Origin of the sequence: Streptomyces sp. NPDC020875, from assembly GCF_040641415.1 — a bacterium.
In the GTDB taxonomy this organism is placed as follows: Bacteria; Actinomycetota; Actinomycetes; order Streptomycetales; family Streptomycetaceae; genus Streptomyces.
Genome location: NZ_JBFADP010000005.1, coordinates 155,069 through 171,484 on the forward strand (window position 1 = coordinate 155,069; position 16,416 = coordinate 171,484).

A 16,416-nucleotide genomic window follows, 5' to 3' on the forward strand; every position below is an offset into this window, starting at 1 on the left:
CGTGTCCGGTCGGAAGGGCGTATGCCGGGGCGGGGGTGGCAGGCGAGCGCGCGTCAGCCGGCCGGGAGCCGGACCACCGCCCGCGCCTCGCTCAGTACCTTCGTGCCGTCGCAGATGACGGTGAGATCGATCCGGACCAGTCCGTCGCCGAGCACCTCGGCGACCCGGCCCGAGACCTCCAGCCGGGTGCCCGCCGGATCGTCGGAGACGACCACGGGGCGGCTGAACCGGGTGCGGTACTCCACGATCGCGCCCGGGTCCCGTACCCAGTCGGTGACCGTACGGGCGGCGATCGCCATGGTCAGCATGCCGTGGGCGATACAGTCCGGCAGCCCGGCCTCCCGGGCCACCCGCGGATTCCAGTGCACCGGATTGAAGTCCTCCGACGCGCCCGCGTACCGCACCAGGTCGGCCCGGGTCAGGGTGACCTCGCGGACCGGCAGTTCGGTCCCCGCCGCCGCCTCGTGCGCTCCGGTCGTCGTCACGCTTTCCCTCCGCCGTCCACGGCGCTCAGCGCCACCAGGGTCAGTTCCGCGGTGACGACGTGCTCCCCGCCCGCGTCCGCGAGGTCGGCCCGCAGGGTCAGGACGTCCCGCCCCCGCAGCCGCCGCGCTCCGGTGATCTCCACGGTGGTCACCAGCCGGTCGCCCGCCCGGACCGGCCGGGCGTACTCGAACCGCTGGCCGCCGTGGATCAGATACGTGGGGTCGAAGCCGATGTCCTCGTACCGGAAGACCTCGTCCAGCGCCCGCATGACCACCGGGAACGGAAAGGTCGGCGGGGCGAGGACATCGGGGTGGCCCAGGGCGCGGGCGGCGGCCGGATCGGTGTAGACGGGGGCGGGATCGCCCACGGCCGTCGCGAACCGGCGGATGGTCTCCGGTTCGACCGGATAGGGGCGCGCGGGCGGATACGTCTTCCCGACGCACCCGGGGTCGAGTGCCATGTCGCTCCTCGGTCAGCAGGATCGGTCGATGGTGGCGGGGTGGCCGGGGTGGCCGGTGTTCCGCGGACCGGCCCTCCCGGCCCGCGGACCGCTCGTCGGACCGGCCACCCGGGGTGGAGGCCGCCGGACCGCGGGGGACACCCTCGGCGCGGTCCGGCGGCCGGTCGGTGGGCGGCGGTCAGTCGTCCCAGTGCTCCAGCACCCGGCGCCGTACGTCCTCCGGATACGCCTGGGCGAAGGACGCGTGGTTCAGCCGGCCGTCGCCCCAGGCGGGCAGCAGCCCGTCCACCACGACACTCGGCCCCTTCTGCGCCGCCCGCTCCTCCTTCGAGTAGCTCGTCATGAACGGCAGCACCCGGCCCTCCCAGAACTGCCGCCGGTCCCGCGGGTGGAGCCGGGTGCCCAGCGCCCACAGCAGATCGGCCTCGTTCGACGGGTCTATGTCGTCGTCCAGGACGTAGGTGACGGGCATCATCGCGCTCGGGTTGCCGCTGTTGTGCATCACCTCGCCGATCCGCCGGACCAGTTCGGTGGTGTCGGCGCCGGGCAGCCGCTCGCGCCAGTCGTCGGGGACGGTGACCACGGCCCAGTGCATGGCCGCCGCGTACGGCACCCAGACCGTGGTGATCGGCAGCCCCGCCGCCCGCAGCGCGTACAGCTCCTTCGCGGCCCGGCCGGTCCCGGTGACGGTGTGGTACTCGTCCGGCGGCCGGCCCTCGGCGACCACCGGCCAGATCGGCGCGTCCCGGTGGGTGATCGCCTCGACCGTGAAGACGGGCTGGTGCGAGGTGTGCGTGGAGGCGTACCCCGCGTACTCCCCGAACGGGCCCTCCAGACTGTCCCGGCCGATCGAGAGATGACCCTCGATCACCACCTCGGCATGGGCGGGCACCTCCAGGTCGACTGTCTCGCAGCGGACCACCTCCAGCGGCTCGCCGTGCAGCGCGCCGATGTACCCGGCCTCGTCGATGTCGCGCGGCAGCGGGATACCGCCGACGAACGGGACCGACGGGGGCCCGCCCTGCACCAGCGCGTAGGGCATCGGCTCGCCCCGCTCGGCCCACGCCTCCCACATCAGCCCGATGTGCTGGGGCGGGATGACGAGACCGGTCATCCGCTTGCCGTCGAGCTTCATGATCCGGGTGATGGACCAGTTGGTCCACGAGCCGTCGGGCGTCTTCGCGACGATGACGCCCCAGGTGTTGAGGTAGTCCCCGCCGTCCTGTTCGTGGATCCGGGGGATCGCGAACCTGTCCAGGGTGGCGTCCGCGCCCAGCAGGACGTTCTCCTTGCAGGCGGCCCGCTCCCGGGCCACGGTGACCGGCGGGACGGGCTTGGCGTCCCGGGTCCGTACGAGATGTTCCACCAGTTCCCCGCCGCCGGTCTCGGGGGGCAGCCCGACCGACAGGGCGAGCCTGGCCAGCGGCATGTCCGCCCGGGAGCTGAGCCCGGCCGGGGCGCCGAAGAACCGCATCCCGATGCCGTCCTCCACCACCTCGGGGAAGTACGGTGCCGCGGTCCGCTGTTCGTAGGAGCGGCGGGTGATCGCCGCGGCCTCCAGATCGGCCCGGACCGGACGGCCGACGGTCTTCAGATCACCGATGGCCCGGAGGGCGTCCAGATACGCCCGCAGATCGGCCAGATGTGTCATGAGGTCGCCCCTCCCGGGGTGGTCGCGGCCAGTGCGCGGCGGACCGGAACGGTCACCGCCGGATTCGGTACGGAGCCGGGGGCCGGGCTCGCCGGACGGGCCACGGCCGGGTCCGGAGCCGGATCGGGAGCCCCGCCGGGAGCCGGTTCGGCGGCCCGGTCGGGCATGCCCTCCCAGCGGCGGGCCCGGTGGGACGAGATCCCGAACTGGTCGAGGACCCGCGAGACGAGATGGTCGATCATGTCGTCCACCGACGAAGGCCGGTTGTAGAAGGTCAGCATCGGCGGCAGCACCACCGCGCCCATCCGGGAGAGCGCCAGCAGATGGTCCAGATGGATCTCGCCGAGCGGGGTCTCACGCGGTACGAGGACGAGCTTGCGCCGCTCCTTGAGCGTGACGTCGGCGGCCCGGGTGATCAGCCCGTCCGCGTAGCCGGTCCTGATCGACGCCAGGGTCTTCATGCTGCACGGCATGACGACCATGCCGTCGGCCCGGAAGGACCCGGAGGAGATCGCGGCGCCCTGGTCGTCCGGGGAGTAGGAGACATCGGCGAGCGACTGGACCTCGCGGGCCGTCAGCTCGCTCTCCGTCTTCAGCGTCGCCCGGGCCCAGCGGCTCATCACCAGATGGGTCTCCACGGAGTCGTGGTGGCGCAACTCCTCCAGCAGTCGTACCCCGAGCACCACTCCGGTGGCCCCGGTCAGCGCCACGACCAGGCGCTGGGGTCGTTCCGTCGGCATTGGGCTGCTCCTTCGGCGGAATTCGGTCGGTCGGCGGTCGGCGCGGCCCGGGGCCGGGATCCGGTCACGGCACTGGGTGCCGGGGTAGGCCGGGGCCCGGTCGGGCGGTCGTCGGGGAGGGGGGCGCGTCGAGCGGTCGTATACGGCCCCCGGACGACCAGGTGATTCGGGCGGTGCGGGCGGTGCGGATGGCGCGGGTGACACGGGGCGGACCGGATCCGGTTCGGGGAGGGGAGCGGTCCGCTGCCGGGTCAGGTGAGACAGGCGCGGAAGCGACAGCTCTCCGCCCCGTCGCGCATACAGGTCAGTACCTCGTCGTCGGCCGTGACGCCGATGCCCTCGAACCAGCCCGCGCGCAGCTGGAGACAGGGGCATTCGTAGCCGTCGAGCGAGCGGCTGGCGGCCAGCATCTTCAGGGCGAAGTGCTCACTGACCACCGTCTCCCAGCTGCCGTCGGCGTCGTCGAACTCGGTGGCGTCCAGCTTCACCCGGGTCCGGGTGAACATCAGCCGGGCCAGCGCCTGGAGGGTCGCCGCGACCTCCCGGGGCCCGCTGCCGGGCGGGGTGGGGTGGCGGCGGCTGTAGAGGGTGGCGACCCGGCGGGCCACGAACCGCATGACCTCCGCGTTCAGTTCGTTCGCCACGTCCTGGCCGAACCGGGTCTTCACCGCCTGGTACCAGCGGGCGTCGTGCAGCCACCACGACTGGCGGAGCATCGAGATCTCGGCGGAGAGCGGGAAGTCGAGCGGGCTCTCGACGGCCCCGACGGCCCCGACAGCCCCTGCGGCACCGCCGCCCGATGGCCCGGCCCCGTTCGGCCCGGCGGACCCGTTGCGGGCCGCCGTACCGGTCCCGTTGACCGGTTCACCGGCTCCGGCCGACCGGCCGGAGCCCCCGGAAACCCCCGTCGTACGCGTCATGTCCGTCACACCTCCGCCGTCCCGGTCCCGGCCCCGGTCCCCGGTGCGTCGGCGCGGAGCAGCAGCGCCTCGGCGGTGTCCGGGTCGCCCTCGGCGACGCCCAGCTCCAGCAGGACCAGCAGTACGTCACCGGCGCTGCCGTCCTCGATCAGCAGCTCGGCCAGTTCCATGCCCTCGGCCAGGGCGTCCCCGGCCGGGCTGACGCAGATCACCGGGCCGCCCAGGCCCCAGCGGGCCGAGACGACACCCAGTACGGCACTGGGCACGGACTGGTAGAAGAGCAGCGGAGACGCCTTGGTCCCCCGGTCGACCGAGCCGGTGACGGCGGTCTCCGTGGCCATGTCGCCGAGGCTCGACACCATCACCAGGGCTGTGTGCCCGGCCGCTTCGCCGGGGGCCGGTGGCTCCCCGTGGTGGGCGGCCAGCGCCCGGTCGGCGACATGGGCGAAGAGCGGCCCGAAGGCCGAGGCGGTGAAGCCGGGCAGGTTCGGCGGCCCCTCGGGGGCCTCGGCCGGATCCCAGACCGAGCGGGCCAGGACCGTGAGCCGGGTCGTGTGCGTGGTCATACGGCGCTCACCACCAATGCCGTGTTGGCCCCGCCGAAGGCGGAGTTGAGACTGATGACATGGCGGACCTCCCGCTCCCTCGGGGTGTCGAGGACGAGATCGAGCCGGCAGTCCGGGTCGGGCCCCAGATAGCCGGAGTTGACCGGCAGCAGCCCCGAGTCGAGGGCCAGTACCGAGATGACCAGCTCGACCATCCCGGCCGCCTGGAGGGCGTGCCCGGTCATCGACTTGGTCGAGCTGACCGGGATCCGCTCGGCCCACTCGCCGAACGCCCGGTGCATGCCCGCGGTCTCGGCCGAGTCGTTGTACGGGGTCCCGGTGCCGTGCGCGTTGACGTAGTCCAGGTCCCCGGGGCCCAGCCCGGCGCGGCGCAGCGCCCGTTCGATGGTGCGGGCCATCCCCAGGCCCTGCGGGTGCGGCTGGCAGACATGGTGGGCGTCGCCCGCCTGGCCCCAGCCGGTGAGCCGGGCCAGCGGGCTCGTCCCGGGCCTGCTGTCGGCCGCCTCCAGCACCACCACCCCGGCGCCGTCGCCGAGCAGCAGGCCCTTCCGTCCGGCGCTGAACGGCCGGAGGCGTCCGTCGGGGGCGAGGGCCCGGCCCGCGTTGAAGGTGGTGAAGGACTCCGGGTCGACCAGATGTCCGGCGGCGACCACCACCCGGTCCCGGCGGCCCGAGGCGATCAGTACGGCCGCCTCGGCGACCGCCGCGCCCGCCGCGACACAGGCGTTGATGTACGTACGGCCCGCCGCGCCGAAGCCGCACTCCCGCGCCAGCCACCGCGCGGTGTCCCCGATGGGGCGTTCCCGCTGCCGCTCGCGCGGCAGCCGGGAGACGGCGGGATCGGCGTGGCGGGCCGCGATCAGTAGGGTCTCCGCCCGTTCGGCGGGGGAGAGCCCGGCCTGTTTGCACGCCTCCTCGGTCAGGGTCTTCAGCTCGGTGTCGAGATCGAGGTCCGCCGGTCCCTGCGCGGCCACCCCGACCCGGTACCGGTCGGTGTCGAACCTGGTCACGGGCTTGAACGCGGGGACGCCCGAGTAGATCCCGGTCCGCAGGGCGTCGACCCCGTGTCCGTACCCCGTGGTCACCGCCATCCCGGTGAGGACCACGGTCCTCGCGGAACCGCCCGCTCCGGTGGTGCTGTTCATCCCTCGCCTCCCAGCGTCGGTACGGATCGCATGTCAGTGCCCCATGCCCATGCCGCCGTCGACCGGGACGACCGCCCCGGTGATGTACGCCGCGCCGGGCGACGCCAGAAACTCCACGGCCGCCGCCACCTCGTCGGGTTCGGCCATCCGGCCCATGGGGATCAGCCCCAGGATCCGTTCGCGCTGTCCCGCGGTCAGGGCGTCGCTCATCGCGGTGTCGGTGAGCCCGGGGGCGACCACGTTCGCCGTCACCCCGCGCGGGGCCAGCTCCCGGGCCAGGGACCGGGCGAGACCGATCAGACCTGCCTTGGACGCGCCGTAGTTGACCTGGCCCGCGACGCCGCTGAGCGCGGCCGTCGAGGAGATGATCACCACCCGGCCGCCGCGGGCCCTGATCAGATTGCGGGCGGCCCGCCGCACCACGCGGTAGGTCCCGGTCAGATTGGTGTCCACGACGGAGGTGAAGTCCTCCTCGGTCATCCGGATCAGCAACTGGTCCCGGGTGATCCCGGCATTGGCCACCAGCACCTGTACCGGACCGTGCGCCGCCTCGGCCTTCGCGAACGCCTCGTCCACGGAGACCGGGTCCAGTACGTCGCAGGCCACGGCCAGCAGACCGTCCGGTGCCTCGCCGGACCGGCTGGTGACCGCGACCCGGTCACCGGCCGCCGCGAGCCTGCGTGCCACGGCCAGGCCGATACCCCGGTTTCCGCCGGTGACGAGGACAGAACGGCTCATGAGCAATCTCCAGCCCGGTGTGGTGTGAACAACGGAAAGTTCGGAATCGCCGGCGGGAATCAGCACGGTGGACATCGGCGGCGCCCGGAAGCGCCGTCTCCGCCGTGAGCATCGGAAACATCGGAATCGACTTAGCGAACAGTGCCCCGCCCGGCCGGGGAACGGCGGCGGCCGATGGCAATGGTGTAGTCCACCAAAGGTGAGTCCCCGGGTTCGTCGGACGGACACAGAAAGAGTTTTGGGCCCTCGTTCCGCGTTCGCCAGACGGCACGGTGTGCCTCGGGCGTGCCTTGCCGGGCGCGTTATTTCGGGGGCACACCGGGGGCACACCGTTTTCCGCCACGATCATCGGGGGATTTCAACCGGGCGGAATTTGATATTCCAGCTCCGGCCGCTGCTCACACGGTTATCCGTACGGCGATTGGCGGCGGTGAGCGCGGCACCCCGTGGCGGCTTCCCGGACAACGGGAACCGCCCGGCACTGTCCCCTGTGCCGGGCGGTCGTCTCAGCCGGTGGGGACGTGGTCCCGGGAGACCCGCCTCGGTCTCCCCGTCCCCGGACGTCCCGGGCACTCTCCCGGGCTCCGGCCGCGGTCGATGACCGCTGTCCTGTCCTCGTGGTGCGCTGTACCTCCGGCCGGGCCCCGGTCGAGGGCCGGCTTCCCTTCATCGGGCTTCACTTCATCTTCGGTCTTCGGCCGAACGGTCAGCGGTAGTCGGCCGCCACCGTCCGCCGGACTCCGCCGCCGGGCGCTCCTGCCGCCCCCGGGCCGTCGCCGTCCCGGCCGCTCACTTCCGCTCGTGGCGGGCGGCGCGCAACGCCCCGCGCACCCGCTCGGCCGCCGCCGCCTGCACCCCGCCCAGCAGGGCCGAAGCCCTGGCCTCCGACTCGGCTCCCGCCGTGACGTCCCCGACGGCGATCTGGGCCTCGGCGGCACGCAGCAGATACAGCGCCCGCACCACCGGGGGCAGATTCAACCCCGGCCCCTGACGGGTGAGCACCGGATCGAAGTGCCGGATCGCCCGGTCGGGCTGGTCCATGTCCAGCAGGGAGACCCCGTCGATGCAGCTGAGCCAGCTCTCGGAACGGAGCGGCAGGATCGGCATGCCCGACGGCGAGGTGGTGCTCAGGATCCGCCGCCCCACCGCCATCGCCCGGACCCGGCCCATGTCGTCGCCCCGCTGGGCGTGGATCCGGGCGGTCTGGGCGTACAGCAGCGCCTGAAGGGAGGGGTCCGTCATCTGGTCCGGATGACGCCTGAACAGTTCCCTCACGGCCCCCAGCAGCTCGGCCGCCTCCTCGTGCATCTCCAGGTCGAGGTACTGACCCACGTGCATGGTGACCACGGCGGCGGCCACCTGGGGATCGGCCGCGGCGGTCGCACACCGCAGGGCCGCGACGTAGTACCGCTGGGCGTTGACGTGCTCGCCCTGTACCCGGGCGATGAAGCCGCAGACCGACAGCCCCTCGGCGGCCAGGATCAGGACGTCCCGGCCGGTGTGGAGCGCGTCGGGCGACGCCAGGAAGTGGTCGGCCAGATTCCGCAGCTCCAGCTCGGTCGCCGGGGCCAGCCAGCCGGCCGAGAACTTGGCGGCGAACCGGTGCAGCGTCCGCAGCCTGGTGCACGCCTCGACCAGACCGCCCGACAGGGCGTCGGACCCGGGCGGTGTCCGCCCCGCGGCCCCGTGCAGGGGGACCGTCGGCGCCAGCGACACCTCCTCGGTGACCGCGTCGAGCCAGTTCTTCACCAGTGACCTGGCCGACCATCCGGTGGCCAGCAGATACTCCTGCTGGAACTGCTTGCGTCCGGCGACCGCGTCGAGAATGGCCTCGGGGACCGCGGCACGGGTCCACGGTAATTCCAGCTGCCGGGTGTCCCCGTTGGCCAGGTGCAGCCAGTCCGGCCAGTCGAGCCTCAGTACCTCCTCCTGGGGAACGGCGTGGATATGGGCGATGGCGAGCTGGGCCGTGCGCTCGGGAACGGCGCGGCCCGCCTCCCAGCGGGAGACCTTCTCCCGGCGGGCGGCCATATGGCCGAAGCCGAGTTCGGCATGGGTGACGGCGATCAGCTGGGCGTACTCGCCATGGGTGTAACCGGCCTTGGTCCGCAGCGTGGCCAGGGGATGGCGGTTGCGGCCGGGTGACGCGGAAGGGGAATTCCAGGTATCGCTGCGCATGAACGTGGTGCCTCTCGGTCGAAAGGTTCCTGTGGCTGGACCGGTGGTCGTCGAGCCGAGACAGGGCCCCCTGGCCCGTGGCCGGGCGACAGGCGCCTGCTCTCTTCTGGTGGAGTACGAGCCCGCACGGGGGAAGACGCCGTTCATGGCAACCGCGACACAGCGGAACCGGAGAGGACCCGTCGCTCCCGCGCCGGGACCGCCTCGCCACTCCTCTCGTGTCCGCCGGGTGCGACTGCTCGACGGCAGCGGAAACCCATGGCGTTCCGACGGGTCTGACACCGGGACCCACGAAACGCCGGACCACCTGTGGCCCAATGGTGGTCCGCGGCAGCCCCGGCCGCCGCGCACGACGACGAGCCGCGTACGCCGAGACGGCGCACACGGCCCGTAACCCCCCGACACCCGGACGACCGGCGGGAGTTCGACCCGGCCGTCCGGCGGGGGAGCATCACGCGGCAGAGCGGGCACAGGCATCCCCTTCATGACACACGAAACATATTGGGTCCTTGGGAAAAGTCCAGCGGTCCGACATCTGTACCGCCTCCCTTACCCACTGGTAGCGTCCGCAAGCGGCTGGTAGCGTCCGGGCCCGCCGGAACCGGTTCTTCCGATGCGTCTCAGCCGACTTCCCAGCGTTGCCGAGAAGGAGGAGGAGCCGTGCGCGAGTTCAACGTCCCGGCCCTGTACGATGTTCCGCCGCACGGAAATCTGGCGGATATCGCCATCCGGAACGCCACCGAGTTCCCGAATCGCGCGATTCTCGCCCGCAAGGAGTCCGGACAGTGGCGTGACGTGACATCCACGGCCTTTCTCGCCGAGGTGCGGGGCGTGGCGAAAGGGCTGATCGCCTCGGGCGTCCAGCCCGGTGACCGGGTCGCCCTGATGTCCCGTACCCGCTACGAATGGACCCTGCTCGATTTCGCCATCTGGTTCGCGGGCGCGGTCTCCGTCCCCGTCTACGAGACCTCCTCCGCCGAACAGGTGGAATGGGTCACCGGGGACTCCGGCGCGGTCGCCGCGATCGTGGAGACCGACGGCCACCAGGCCGTGGTGGAGGGCGTCCGGGAGCGGCTGCCGCTGCTGAAGAACGTCTGGCGGATCGAGGGCGACGCCGTCGGCGAGCTGACCGCGGCCGGCGGCGACATCACCGACGAACTCCTCGCCGAACGGGCCGCCACCCCGAACGCCGACTCCCTCGCCACCATCGTCTACACCTCGGGCACCACCGGCCGCCCCAAGGGCTGCGAGCTGACCCACGGCAACTTCCTCGCCGAGTGCGGCAACATCATCGAGCGGAACCCGGAGATGTTCTCCGAGGACGCCTCCGTCCTCCTCTTCCTCCCGCTCGCCCACGTCCTGGGCCGGGTGGTCGAGATCGGCGCCATCATGGGCCCGGTCAAGCTCGGCCACGTCAGCGACCTCAAGGACGTCTCCGCCGAACTCGCCGCCTTCCGCCCCAGCTACCTCCTGGGCGTCCCCCGGGTCTTCGAGAAGGTCTACAACTCGGCCCGCGCCCAGGCCAGGGCCACCGGCAAGGGCAAGATCTTCGACCGGGCCGTCGACACCGCCATCGCCCACAGCCGGGCCCGGGACACCCCCGGCGGCCCCGGCTTCGGACTGCGACTGCGGTACGCGATCTTCGACCGACTGGTCTACGGGAAGCTCCGCGCCGCCCTCGGCGGCCGGGCCCGCTACGCCATCTCCGGCGGCGCCGCCCTCGGCGAACGCCTCGGCCACTTCTACCGCGGCCTCGGCATCACCGTCCTGGAGGGCTACGGACTCGCCGAGTCCTGCGCCGCCACCACCCTCAACCCGCTGGACCAGCAGAAGATCGGCACCGTCGGCCAGCCGCTGCCCAGCACCGGGGTGAAGATCGCCGAGGACGGGGAGATCCTGCTCCGCGGCCCCCATATGTTCACCGGCTACTGGAACAACCCCGAGGCCACCGCCAAGGTCTTCGAGGACGACTGGTTCCTCACCGGCGACCTGGGCTCCCTGGACGAGGACGGCTACCTCCGGATCACCGGCCGCAAGAAGGAGATCATCGTCACCGCGGGCGGCAAGAACGTCGCCCCGGCCGTGATCGAGGACCGGATCCGGGCCCACGCCCTGGTCGCCGAGTGCATGGTGGTCGGCGAGGGCAAGCCCTTCGTCGGCGTGCTGATCACCGTGGACGAGGAGTTCCTGCCCCGCTGGGCCGCCCAGAACGGCAAGCCCGAAGGGGTCACGGTCGCCGAACTGCGCGACGACCCGGCGCTGCTCGCCGAGATCCAGCGGGCCGTCGACGACGGGAACGCGGCCGTCTCCAAGGCCGAGTCCGTCCGCGAGTTCCGGATCCTCGAATCCCAGTTCACCGAGGCGTCGGGCCATCTGACGCCGTCGCTGAAGCTGAAGCGGGCGGTCGTCCTGCGGGACTACGCCGCCGAGGTCGACGCCATCTACGGCGGCTGACCGGCCCCGCCCCACGGAGTCCGGACACGACGGTGCCCCGGCGGATCGAGGATCCGCCGGGGCACCGTCACGCCGTGGGGGTACGGGTCAGTGGACCCCGCCCAGCAGCTTCTGCACCTTCCGGCGCGAGAGGTAGATCCCGACACCGGTGAGGACCGCGAGCGCGCCCTGGATCGCGAACCACGCCTCCGAGTCCGTCGCCGCCCCGAAGGTCTGGAGCAGCGCCGTCACCGAGCCGCCGACCGAGATCGCCAGGAACCAGACGCCCATCATCTGGGACGAGTACTTCTCCGGCGCCAGCTTCGACGTCAGCGACAGACCCACCGGGGAGAGGCACAGCTCACCCATGGTCTGCAGGAAGTAGACCGAGACCAGCCACATCGGGGAGACCCGGGCGTCGCCCGAGGCCAGGCCCTGCGCGATCATCATCACGCCGAACGAGGTACCGATGAGGACCAGCGCCATGGCGAACTTCGACAGGGTGCCGGGCTCCTTGGCCCGCTTGAACAGGGCCACCCACAGCATCGCGAAGACCGGCGCGAAGGCCATCACGAAGAGCGGGTTCAGCGACTGGAACCAGCTCTCCGGGAAGTCGAAGCCGAACAGCGTCGACTGGGTGTCGTTCTTGGCGAACAGGGCCAGCACCGAGCCGCCCTGGTCGTAGATGATCCAGAACACGGCCGACGCGGCGAGGAACCAGATGTAGCCGGACATCCGGCCCCGCTCGACCTCGGTCAGGTCGGGGTCGCGGCGGATCCGCAGCACGTACCAGACCGGCAGCGAGATGCCGAGGAGCGCCAGCGGAACGATGATCCAGTCCTCGTGGAAGACACCCGCCAGACCGACCACCGCGTAGAACGCGGCGGCGATGCCCAGCCAGATCAGCCCCTTGCGCAGCAGCGCCGAACGGTCCGCCCGCGGCAGCGGGTCCGGAATCCGGGCCGACTCCTCGGCCAGATGGCGGTAGCCGAGGAAGTAGCAGAGCAGACCGATGGCCATACCGACACCGGCCATACCGAAGCCCAGGTGCCAGTTGACCTTCTGGCCGACCGCGCCGATGGTCAGCGGCGCGAGGAAGGCACCCAGGTTGATGCCCATGTAGAAGATCGTGAAGCCGCCGTCCCGGCGCGGGTCGTTCTTGTCCGGGTAGAGCTGGCTGACCATCGTGGAGATATTGGCCTTCAGCACGCCGGAGCCGATCGCGATCAGCGCCAGACCGATGAAGAACGCGGCCTTCACGGGCACGGCCAGCATGAAGTGACCGGACATGATCACCACACCGGCGATCGCCGTCGCCTTACGGGCACCCCAGACGCGGTCGCCCAGCCATCCGCCCGGCAGGGCGAGCAGATAGACCATGGCGTTGTAGACGGAGTAGATCGCGACCGCGGTCGCGTCCTTCAGCCCGAGACCGCCGTCGGCCACCTCGGTGGCCAGGTAGAGCACGAGCAGCGCGCGCATGCCGTAGAAGCTGTACCGCTCCCACATCTCGGTCATGAAGAGATTGGCCAGGCCGCGGGGGTGGCCGAGGAAGGTCTTCTCGGCGGCGGGGCCGGCCGGAGCCTTCGTCAGGCTTGACGCCATGGTCGTTCCTTGTGTTCGGGACGCGCCGTGCGCTCGGCACGGGAAATGCGCCCGGTGGGGGGTGACCGGCACCGGTGGGAGAACGACCCGCCCCACGCCTGATGGGGCTCACCCCGGCGTGGGGGCCGGGATGGGGGACGTGTCCGCACCGGGATCCACACCCCGGGCGCGTCCTTGCGCTCGGGGCCCGGTCCACAGGTCAATCACTGTCGGCGGACCGGAACGAACCGGTCCTCACACAGAGGGAGACCTCTGGGCTGCCGCTCGGCAGGCCAAAGGTCTCCGCATAGTGCTACAGGCGTACACGCCACCATACGACACGACACCTGCTCATAAGGAAGGATTTGAGAGATGGATCACAGGAGGAAATGGAACAGTAACCTGGAATCGAAGGTGAATAAGTCATTCCAGCCCGAGACCCGCAGGGCTTGATGATCAAGCCCCGATGCGTCCCCCGGCGGACTACCATCGCCCCATGACGCGTGTACTGCTCGCAGAGGACGACGCATCCATCTCGGAGCCGCTGGCGCGCGCGCTGCGCCGGGAGGGATACGAGGTCGAGGTGCGCGAGGACGGCCCGGCCGCACTGGAAGCGGGCCTGGCGGGCGGAGTGGACCTGGTCGTCCTCGACCTCGGTCTGCCCGGCATGGACGGCCTGGAGGTCGCCCGGCGGCTCCGCGCGGACGGGCACACCGTGCCCATCCTGGTCCTGACCGCCCGCGCCGACGAGGTCGACACGGTCGTCGGCCTCGACGCGGGCGCCGACGACTACGTCACCAAGCCGTTCCGCCTCGCGGAACTCCTCGCCCGGGTCCGGGCCCTCCTCCGCCGCGGCGCCGCCGAACCCGCGCCCGCGCCCTCCACCCACGGCGTCCGGATCGACGTCGAGTCCCACCGGGCCTGGATGGGCGACGAGGAGCTCCAGCTCACCGCGAAGGAGTTCGACCTCCTCCGCGTCCTGGTCCGCGACGCGGGCCGGGTCGTCACCCGCGACCAGCTGATGCGCGAGGTCTGGGACACGACGTGGTGGTCCTCCACGAAGACCCTCGACATGCACATCTCCTGGCTCCGCAAAAAACTCGGCGACGACGCGGCGAACCCCCGCTACATCGCGACGGTCCGCGGCGTCGGCTTCCGCTTCGAAAAAAACTAACCCCCGCCTTCTCCTGGGGCCCCGCGCCTCCCGTTGTTCCCCGCCCGCGCGCCGTCCGTGGCTGGTCGCGCAGTTCCCCGCGCCCCTAAATGCTCTCCCCAGCGCCGCCCCTGAAAAGGCACCGCCCCCGCTAACGAGGGCCCGCCTCCTACCGAGGGCGATCAGGAAGGCAACCCAGGGGCGCGGGGAACTGCGCGACCAGCCACGCACGGTCCGCAGACCGCGAACAACATCAGGCTGCCCGGCGCGGCCCGGGGTTGTGGGCCTCACCCGGAGGGACAAGAGGAGGGGGGCCGGGGGAAGCAGTAATCTCCCGGGGACGGGGTCCGCTTCGTACCCCCCACCCCGCCCGGAGGGCCCATGCGTCGGCGACTGATCAATTCCACCCTGGCCGTCGTCCTCGTCGTGATCGCCGTCTTCGGTGTCTCCCTCGTCCTCGTGGAGACCAGGACCATTACTTCCACCGCCGAGGAGTCCGTCGAGGCGGAGGCGGTCCAGTTGGTGAGTTTTCTCGACGGCCGGATCCTGGAGAAGCAGCCGATCACGCCGGAGATCGTCGCGGATCAGAGCCGGCTCCAGCGGTACGCCTTGATCGAGTTGAAGGGGCAGCCCCCGTTCTCCGTGGGCAAGAAGCCGTCCGATAATTCGATCAAGGCGGTCAGGGAAGGGGACCACGGCCAGACCGTGACGGTGATGGAGCCCCGTTCCGCCGTCTACGAGGAGGTCGCCCGCACCCTGCTGATCATCGGCGGGGTCGCCCTGCTGGCCGTCATCGCCGCCGTCGTACTCGCCATTCGCCAGGCGGACCGGCTGGCCTCTCCGCTGACGGATCTCGCGGAGACCGCGGAACGTCTGGGCTCGGGTGATCCCCGCCCCCGGCACCGGCGGTACGGCGTTCCGGAGCTGGACCGGGTCGCGGACGTCCTCGACGCCAGTGCCGAGCGGATCGCCAGGATGCTGACGGCGGAGCGGCGGCTGGCCGCGGATGCCTCGCATCAGCTGCGGACGCCGCTGACGGCGTTGTCGATGCGGCTGGAGGAGATCTCGGCGACGGACGATCCGGAGACCGTGAAGGAGGAGGCGAGTATCGCGCTGACTCAGGTGGAGCGGTTGACGGATGTGGTGGAGCGGCTGCTGACGAATGCCCGGGATCCCCGGGAGGGCTCGGCGCTGGCGTTCGATCTGGACGAGGTCGTGAAGCAGCAGATCGAGGAGTGGCGCCCGGCGTACCGGAGTGCGGGGCGGGCGGTGGTGCGCTCGGGCAAGCAGGGGATGCGCGCGGTGGGTACTCCGGGCGCGGTGGCCCAGGTCCTGGCAGCGCTGATCGAGAATTCGCTGATGCACGGCGGCGGCACGGTCGCGATCCGGACCCGGGTGGTGGGGAATCAGGCGGTGATCGAGGTGACGGACGAGGGCCCGGGTGTTCCGGCGGATCTGGGCGCCCGGATCTTCGAGCGGACGATCAGCGGCCGGAACTCGACGGGGATCGGGCTGGCGGTGGCCCGGGATCTCGCGGAGGCGGACGGCGGCCGGCTGGAGCTGTTGCAGCAGCATCCGCCGGTGTTCGCGCTCTTTCTGAGCCGGGTGGCGCGCAAGCAGGAGGACGAGCCGCCGACGGTCCGCTGAGCGGCCGGGTCCGGCACCGCCGGTGCCGGCGGTCCCGTGGACGCCGGGTCACCGGGACGCCGGGTCACCGGCGCCGGAGCCGCTCAGCGCCGTGGCGTCAGCCGGTCCGCCGAGGGCCGGGCCGCCGACGCGGACCGTACGCCCTGGTGTCCGGGGAGTACGACTCCCACGGGCTCCTCCACGGGCCGTACGCCCCCCGGCTCCCCGGAGTCCCTGCCGCCGCCCCCGCCCGTCCCGGACGCCACGACGGGCGATACCGGTACCGCCTCCGGCTGGCCGGGGAAGACCCAGGTGCGGTAGGACCAGAACCGGAAGAGCGTCGCGACGCCGATGCCGAAGAACTTGAAGAAGTTGCTCTGGAGCGGGCTGTCCCAGTCGAAGCCGTAGGTCGCGGTGTAGAGGATCCCGTTCTCGATCACCAGGCCGATCACGCTGAAGAGCAGGAAGAGCGACATCTCCCGGGTACGCCCGGTCTTCTCGCGGTCGCGGTAGGTGAAGTAGCGGAAGCCCAGGTAGTTGCAGCCGATGGCGACGGCCGTGGCGATGATCGACGCCCGGACCACCGGGATCTCGGTGGTCGCCCGGACGAGGTTGAAGACCGCGAGGTTGACGAGGACTCCGACGCCCCCGACCGCCCCGAACTTGGCGACTTCGCGCAACAGTTGGTCGAGCTGTCCGCGCAACGCTCCGCCTCGTTCACCCATAGTGAGAGTTC

15 protein-coding genes are annotated in these 16,416 nt (G+C 71.5%); 3 read left to right on the forward strand and 12 right to left on the reverse strand.

Annotation, left to right across the window (positions count from 1 at the left end):
* Window positions 1-53: 53 nt before the first annotated feature.
* From AB0G74_RS04845 to AB0G74_RS04885, 9 genes are all read right to left on the reverse strand, one after another.
* Window positions 54-485: a MaoC/PaaZ C-terminal domain-containing protein gene (locus AB0G74_RS04845; RefSeq protein WP_361140780.1), complete on the reverse strand. Its 432-nt coding sequence runs from the start codon at window positions 483-485 to the stop codon at window positions 54-56.
* Entirely contained in the window at window positions 482-946 is a 465-nt protein-coding gene (locus tag AB0G74_RS04850) for a MaoC family dehydratase N-terminal domain-containing protein (protein ID WP_361140782.1), read from the reverse strand. The genes AB0G74_RS04845 and AB0G74_RS04850 overlap by 4 nt, the downstream gene beginning before the upstream one ends.
* A 178-nt stretch (window positions 947-1,124) precedes the next feature.
* Window positions 1,125-2,597: a UbiD family decarboxylase gene (locus AB0G74_RS04855; protein WP_361140784.1), complete on the reverse strand. Its 1,473-nt coding sequence runs from the start codon at window positions 2,595-2,597 to the stop codon at window positions 1,125-1,127.
* Window positions 2,594-3,337, reverse strand: coding sequence for a non-oxidative hydroxyarylic acid decarboxylases subunit B (locus AB0G74_RS04860; RefSeq protein WP_361140786.1), 744 nt, complete (start codon window positions 3,335-3,337; stop codon window positions 2,594-2,596). Before AB0G74_RS04860 ends, AB0G74_RS04855 begins: the two co-directional genes overlap by 4 nt.
* A 251-nt stretch (window positions 3,338-3,588) precedes the next feature.
* On the reverse strand, window positions 3,589-4,257 hold the full coding sequence (locus AB0G74_RS04865) for a hypothetical protein (RefSeq protein WP_361140788.1): 669 nt from the start codon (window positions 4,255-4,257) through the stop codon (window positions 3,589-3,591).
* Window positions 4,258-4,262: 5 nt separating this feature from the next.
* Window positions 4,263-4,823 carry a beta-ketoacyl synthase chain length factor gene (locus tag AB0G74_RS04870; protein WP_361140790.1) on the reverse strand — a complete coding sequence of 187 codons (561 nt, stop codon included), beginning with the start codon at window positions 4,821-4,823 and terminating at the stop codon, window positions 4,263-4,265.
* Window positions 4,820-5,968 carry a beta-ketoacyl synthase N-terminal-like domain-containing protein gene (locus tag AB0G74_RS04875; RefSeq protein WP_361140792.1) on the reverse strand — a complete coding sequence of 383 codons (1,149 nt, stop codon included), beginning with the start codon at window positions 5,966-5,968 and terminating at the stop codon, window positions 4,820-4,822. The genes AB0G74_RS04870 and AB0G74_RS04875 overlap by 4 nt, the downstream gene beginning before the upstream one ends.
* Before the next feature lie 33 nt (window positions 5,969-6,001).
* Window positions 6,002-6,706, reverse strand: coding sequence for a 3-oxoacyl-ACP reductase FabG (gene fabG / locus AB0G74_RS04880; protein WP_361140794.1), 705 nt, complete (start codon window positions 6,704-6,706; stop codon window positions 6,002-6,004).
* 789 nt (window positions 6,707-7,495) lie between these two features.
* A complete protein-coding gene (locus AB0G74_RS04885; protein WP_361140796.1) occupies window positions 7,496-8,884 on the reverse strand; it encodes a transcriptional regulator in 1,389 nt (462 codons plus the stop codon).
* Between the two features lie 660 nt (window positions 8,885-9,544).
* Between AB0G74_RS04885 and AB0G74_RS04890 the strand changes: the two genes are divergently transcribed.
* On the forward strand, window positions 9,545-11,338 hold the full coding sequence (locus AB0G74_RS04890; RefSeq protein WP_361140798.1) for a long-chain fatty acid--CoA ligase: 1,794 nt from the start codon (window positions 9,545-9,547) through the stop codon (window positions 11,336-11,338).
* An 87-nt stretch (window positions 11,339-11,425) separates the two neighbouring features.
* Here AB0G74_RS04890 and AB0G74_RS04895 read toward each other — a convergent pair whose 3' ends face one another.
* Together AB0G74_RS04895 and AB0G74_RS04900 are read right to left on the reverse strand one after the other, a co-directional pair.
* The gene (locus AB0G74_RS04895; RefSeq protein ID WP_361140800.1) at window positions 11,426-12,922 is read right to left on the reverse strand and encodes an oligopeptide:H+ symporter; all 1,497 of its coding nucleotides are present in this window, start codon (window positions 12,920-12,922) and stop codon (window positions 11,426-11,428) included.
* A gap of 203 nt (window positions 12,923-13,125) precedes the next feature.
* Window positions 13,126-13,236 carry a DUF3039 domain-containing protein gene (locus tag AB0G74_RS04900; protein ID WP_361140802.1) on the reverse strand — a complete coding sequence of 37 codons (111 nt, stop codon included), beginning with the start codon at window positions 13,234-13,236 and terminating at the stop codon, window positions 13,126-13,128.
* Window positions 13,237-13,397: 161 nt separating this feature from the next.
* Between AB0G74_RS04900 and AB0G74_RS04905 the strand changes: the two genes are divergently transcribed.
* Window positions 13,398-14,075: a response regulator transcription factor gene (locus tag AB0G74_RS04905; RefSeq protein ID WP_361140804.1), complete on the forward strand. Its 678-nt coding sequence runs from the start codon at window positions 13,398-13,400 to the stop codon at window positions 14,073-14,075.
* Between the two features lie 360 nt (window positions 14,076-14,435).
* A complete protein-coding gene (locus AB0G74_RS04910; protein ID WP_361140806.1) occupies window positions 14,436-15,701 on the forward strand; it encodes an ATP-binding protein in 1,266 nt (421 codons plus the stop codon).
* An 83-nt stretch (window positions 15,702-15,784) separates the two neighbouring features.
* Here the strand turns inward: AB0G74_RS04910 and AB0G74_RS04915 are convergent, their stop codons facing one another.
* Window positions 15,785-16,405: a GtrA family protein gene (locus tag AB0G74_RS04915; protein WP_361140808.1), complete on the reverse strand. Its 621-nt coding sequence runs from the start codon at window positions 16,403-16,405 to the stop codon at window positions 15,785-15,787.
* Window positions 16,406-16,416 lie beyond the last annotated feature (11 nt).